This is a genomic window from Achromobacter sp. DMS1 (assembly GCF_001270295.1).
The window spans coordinates 1-5,251 of the sequence record NZ_LHSJ01000277.1; the positions used below are offsets into that span (position 1 = coordinate 1).

Genomic DNA, 5,251 nt, shown 5'->3' on the forward strand with positions numbered 1-5,251 from the left:
GCCAGGCCGCACGCGGCGGCCCAGCCCCGCCATACCGGCAGGCGCGCGCGCCGTCCGTTCATGGCTTCGGCTTGGGTTTGGCCAGTCCCACGACGACGGAAGTCGTGCAGTGGAAAATGGACGATTCGTTGGACATGCACCAGTTCACGTCGTTGTGCAGGAACATCTGGTAGCCGGGCCGCTCGCGCTCGGCCGACGAGCACATGCACCGGCCGCAGGCGGTCTTGCCGCAGCAGTCGTTGTAGCTGATGAGATAGTCCTTGCCGTCCAGCGGATTGTGGCAGGTGCCCACCCACGACACGGCCGACGGCGACGTGCCCGGCGGGCATGACGTCATGGTGCCGCCGCAGCACGAGCACAGGAAGCCGTCCACCGCGCAGTAGCGCCAGTAATCGCAGGCAGTCTCGTCGGTCTGCGGCTTCTTGCCGCCGGCCGGCGCCGAACGCGCCACCGGCAGCACGGGCATGAGAAAGGCCGTGCCCACCAGCGCCTTGCCGATGCGGTTCAGGACGCTGCGACGCGAAGTCGATTGCGCCATCGAGCGCGCCGCGCGCTCTCCCAGATTATCCAGCCAGCGCATTGCCGTTCTCCTCGCGCGAAACGCGCATTTCGTCCATGGCGCCGCCCGCCAGGAAATCCTGCACCGAGGCCACGCCCAGCTCCTTCGCGGTGAACAGACTCTCGAGCTGTTCGCGCGAGTTGACCAGGCCCTTGGCGCGCAAGGCGCCCGTCTCGTCGATCAGCACCGCGTAGGGCAGTTTGCTGATCTGGAACTTCATGCCCAGCTCGGCCGACAGCACATAGGGAAAGCGCTCCAGCCCCGCCTGGCGGTAGAACGCCAGGTGCTCGGGCATCTCGCCGTCGCTGGCCAGCACGATGCGCAGCCAGCGGCTTTCGGTGCCGGCCACGGACTTCAGGATGGGCAGCAGCTTCTTGCACACCGGGCAGGTGGGCGAGAGAAAGAACAGCAGTTGGCTCTGCGCCCCGCCCGCGCCGATGGCCACGCGCCGGCCCAGCAGGTCCGGCAGTTCGAAACGCGGCGCGGGCTCGCCCACGGCCGGGCCCTTGTCCATGGTCAGCGCGCCCATCGGCGCGACACGCTCGTACAGCACGCCGATCTGCCTCGACAACGCGAGGATCGCCAGCACGAGGCAGAGGATCACGCCCCACAACAGGAAATTCGAGATAACCAAGGCTTCCATGGAAGACTCCTTCATAAATGCTGCAACTTGAAATGCGAGGCAATCAGGTGATTGGCGGTGTAGTACAGCCCCACCGCGCTCAGGGTCAGACCCGCCACGGCCGCGGCGTCGGCGCCCTGCAGCGCGCGGCCGCGCCGTGCGTCAGGGCCGGCAGCGCCCAGCACGCCAGCACCGCGTTGCGCGCGACCAGCCACCATGACAAGCCCATGCCGTGCGAAGCCGGGCCGCCGCAGCCGCAATCGATGTCGCGGCGCCCCCGCAGCAGATTGACGGCCAGCGCCGCGGTGGCCACAGCCAGCACCGCCAGGGCCAGCCAGGCGGCGCCCGCCCGCGTGGAAGGCGCCAGCAGCAGCGCGCCGGCCAGCGTCTCGGCCAGCACGAAGGCGTATGCGAAAGGCCGGCCCGTCAAGGCGGGCAGGATGCCGTAGGCCGCGACCGCGGCTGCGTAGCGCTGCGGATCGCGCAGCTTCTCCACTGCGCCCAGCAGCAGCACGCAGGCCAGCGCCGCGCTCGCGGCATGGATCAGGACGGGGTCGATCATGGCTGGCCTTCCGCGGGTTGCGGCTCGACCTGCAGCGCGGTTTCGCCCGCGGCCTGGATGGTGCCCTTGAGCACCGGCGCGGCCGGTCCCGCGTCGTAGACGTTCACGTTGCCGCCGTCGATGGTGTAGAGGCGCGGCTGCGTGTCCTGCGAGACCGACATGGACAGCGCGTTCCTGCCCGGCACCCGCGCCAGGCGCTTGTGCGTGGCCAGGTCGTACACCCAGATCTCGGCCGCCGGCGTCTTGTGCGAGCCTTCCGCGCCGTTCGGGTGCATGCCGACGTACAGGCGCTTGTGCTGCCGGTTCACGGCCAGTACGTTGTAGCCGCCCGGCCGCCATCCCTGGTCCTTGCCGGACTTGTCAAGCAGCGACCACGGCTCGCCGAAGCGGACTTCCCGGCCGCTGAAATCCGCGCTGTAGACGTTTCCGTTGAACGACACGAAGTAGAACGTGTCGCCCAGGTTCTCCGTGTGGATGAAGATGGGGTCCTTCTCCACGTCGAACATGGGCTGGCTGCGCGCCTGGCCCGCCGGCTTGCCGTCGGGGCCCACATCCACGGTCAGCAGAGTGCCGTCGCCGCAGATGCTGGCGAAGCTGCGCGGCCGCGACGGCAGCACGATAACGCTCCAGCAGCCGGCCACCGCCGTGATCTCGTCGGCGAACTTGCGCGCCTTCAGGTCCACCACCGACACCGAGGTGGCGGGCGTGGCGTTCTGCACGAAAAGCAGTTCGCCGTCGGCGCTCTGGCGGAAGTAGTTGCGGTAATTCAGCGCCTGCGCGCGTTTGCCGGGTATGGCGATCTCGTACTTCGGCGTGAGGGTCTGCGCGTCCCATACCTCCACCACGTCGGTGCGCTTGCCGCGGTTGAGCCGCTCGTAGTAGGTGGTCATCACGAAGATGTCCTTGCCGTCGGCCGAGACGGTCATGTGCCCATTGAACGAGGTGGGCACCAGGCCGAGGAACTTCAGCGTGTCGCCGTCGTAGAGATTGACGCGGCTGTCCACCAGATGGTTGAAGGCCGCATCCATCACATACAGCCGGTGCGGCGTCGCTTCGGGCAGGCGGGCGCCTCCCTGCAGCCGCTCCACAGGCAGCTCGGCGCGCGCGGCGCCGGCCGCGGCGAGCGCCGCGCACAGCGCCCAGGCGGCCCGCCGCGCGCGTATCGTGGCACATTGCGCTTTCATCGGTATTCTCCTGGTCTCATTTCCCTTCCTCGCTCGAACTAGAACGCGTATACGTAGCGCATCTGCACGCCGCGCATGCGGGGCCCGTTCTCGACCTTCAGGTCGTGGATGTACTGCATCTGTACCTGGTTGGCGTCGTTGATCTGGTGCGTAAGCTCCAGCGCCAGCTGGTGATTGCGTCCGCGCGTCGTCACCGTTTCTCCGGAAACGGTTTCGCGCCCGCCCGTCTCGTAGCGGTAGCGGATGCCGCCGTATGTGCTGTCGGTGAAATTGGTCGACACCAGCGCGAACAGGCGCAGCGACGGGTCTTTTTTCAGGCGCTGCCCGTACCAGTCGGAATTGCGGCCGTAGATCTCAACCTCGGCGATCGCCTCCAGAAACGTGGATTTGCCCACGCCCTGCACGAACGCGAAGTCCTGGATGGTGGACCAGCGGTGCTTGCCCGGCGACACGTCGGGGCGCGAACCGTCGTAGCGCCCGACCGGCGCGACGACAAAGGGCTCCCACGCGAACCAGGTCCTGGTCTGCTCGTTGTTGTAGAGCCAGACCGCCGTGCCCAGCGTGACGTCGCCCACGCCGGACATGTGGTCCTCCGGCGTACCGGGCAGATCGAGCGAGGTGCGGTACATGGGCACGATGAATTCCAGCTGCACCGTTTTGCCGAGAAACTCGCGGTAGTGCATCTGCCGGTAGACCAGCGCGTTCACATCCACGGACGCGCCGTGCACGCGCTCGCCCTCCGCGTACAGTCCCGACGACCTCAACCCCGCCAGATAGCCGGCGACGATATTGGTGCCCACGGGCGCCGGTATCCAGTCTCGCGCGCTCGGATCGCCCGCCCAGGCGGGCCCGGCGGCGCCCATCCCGGCCGCCAGCAGCATTGCGCCTGCGCCGGCCCGGCGATAGTTCCTGCCTGCCATGCTCTTCCCCTTGGTTGCCGCGCGCAGCGGACGCCGATATGGTCCCGGCTCTGTCCTTCCCGCCGCGCGCGAGGTCCGGCTGCGCCTCGCGGCGCGCCGCCGGGCCCTAGTAAGCGATGCAAACCGATTTCTTCTCCAGGTACATCTCGATCACGGCGCGGCCGTGCTCGCGGCCGATGCCGGACTGCTTGAATCCGCCGAACGGCATGTTGGGATCCAGCATGTTGTGCGTGTTGACCCAGACCGTGCCTGCGTCGATCCGCGGAATCAGGCGCTGCACGCGCGCCAGGTCGTTGCTCCATATGCTGGCGCCCAGGCCGAAATCGCTGTCGTTGGCCAGCCGCGCCGCTTCCTCCAGATCGTCGAAGGGCTGCGCCACCACCACCGGGCCGAAGATCTCCTCGCGCAGGATGCGCGCCGCGGGCGGCGCCTCGCTGAACACCGTGGGCCGCAGAAAATATCCCTCGCCGTCCACGGCCGCGCCGCCGGCCAGGACACGCGCGCCCTCGGCCTTGCCGATGCCGATGTAGTCCAGCACCCGGCGCTGGTGGCGGGCCGACACCAGCGGCCCGATTTGCGTCGCGGGGTCGAAGCCCGATCCGAGCGCGAGCCCCGCGGCCAGGTCAGCCAGGCCCTCGGTCACCTTGTCATACAGCGCCCGCTGCACGTAGAGCCGCGAGCCCGCCGTGCAGACCTGCCCCTGGTTGAAGAAGATGGCCGCCGCCGCCCCCTGCACCGCGCGGTCCGCGTCGCAGTCGTCCAGCACGATCACGGGCGACTTGCCGCCCAGCTCCAGCGAGACGCGCTTCATGCCGTCCATGGCGGCATGGCCGATGCGTTTGCCGACCTCGGTGGAGCCCGTGAACGCGATCTTGTCGATGCCGGGATGCGCGGCCAGCGCGGCGCCCGCGGTCTCGCCGCGCCCCGTCACCACGTTCACCACGCCGGGCGGAAAGCCCGCCTCCAGCGCCAGCTCGGCCAGGCGCAGCGCGGTCAGAGGCGTCTCCTCGGCGGGCTTGAGCACGACGGTGCAGCCCGCCGCCAGGGCCGGCGCGATCTTCCAGATCGCCATGAGCAGCGGGAAATTCCAGGGAATGATGGCCGCCACCACGCCCACGGGCTGGGGCAGCGTGTGGCCGCTGTATTTCACGCCCGGCGGGAAAGCGATGGACAGGCCCAGCGTCTCGCCCGTCAGCTTGGTCGCCCAGCCGGCCATGTAGCGCAGCCACTGCGCGCCCGCGCCCACTTCCAGCGCCCGGGCCACTGACAGCAGCTTGCCGTTGTTCAGCGTCTCCAGCCGCGCCAGCGCTTCGCCGTGGCGTTCGACCAGGTCCGCGAGCCTGAGCAACAGCCGCTCCCGGTCCGCGGGCAGCAGGTCCCGCCACGCCGGCGCATCGCAGGCGC

6 protein-coding genes are annotated in these 5,251 nt (G+C 69.0%); all 6 read right to left on the minus strand.

Going from position 1 to position 5,251, the window contains the following annotated elements; genetic code table 11:
* Positions 1-58: 58 nt before the first annotated feature.
* The gene (locus tag AD428_RS22310; RefSeq protein WP_053246629.1) at positions 59-580 is read right to left on the minus strand and encodes a methylamine dehydrogenase light chain; all 522 of its coding nucleotides are present in this window, start codon (positions 578-580) and stop codon (positions 59-61) included.
* Positions 564-1,202, minus strand: coding sequence for a methylamine dehydrogenase accessory protein MauD (mauD, locus tag AD428_RS22315; protein ID WP_053246630.1), 639 nt, complete (start codon positions 1,200-1,202; stop codon positions 564-566). Before mauD ends, AD428_RS22310 begins: the two co-directional genes overlap by 17 nt.
* 85 nt (positions 1,203-1,287) lie before the next feature.
* On the minus strand, positions 1,288-1,743 hold the full coding sequence (locus AD428_RS22320) for a MauE/DoxX family redox-associated membrane protein (protein WP_235491074.1): 456 nt from the start codon (positions 1,741-1,743) through the stop codon (positions 1,288-1,290).
* Entirely contained in the window at positions 1,740-2,927 is a 1,188-nt protein-coding gene (locus AD428_RS22325; RefSeq protein WP_053246631.1) for an amine dehydrogenase large subunit, read from the minus strand. Before AD428_RS22325 ends, AD428_RS22320 begins: the two co-directional genes overlap by 4 nt.
* A gap of 38 nt (positions 2,928-2,965) precedes the next feature.
* The gene (locus tag AD428_RS22330; protein ID WP_235491075.1) at positions 2,966-3,808 is read right to left on the minus strand and encodes a transporter; all 843 of its coding nucleotides are present in this window, start codon (positions 3,806-3,808) and stop codon (positions 2,966-2,968) included.
* Between the two features lie 145 nt (positions 3,809-3,953).
* A partial coding sequence (locus tag AD428_RS22335) for an aldehyde dehydrogenase family protein (protein WP_053246633.1) occupies positions 3,954-5,251 on the minus strand: 1,298 nt, incomplete at its 5' end.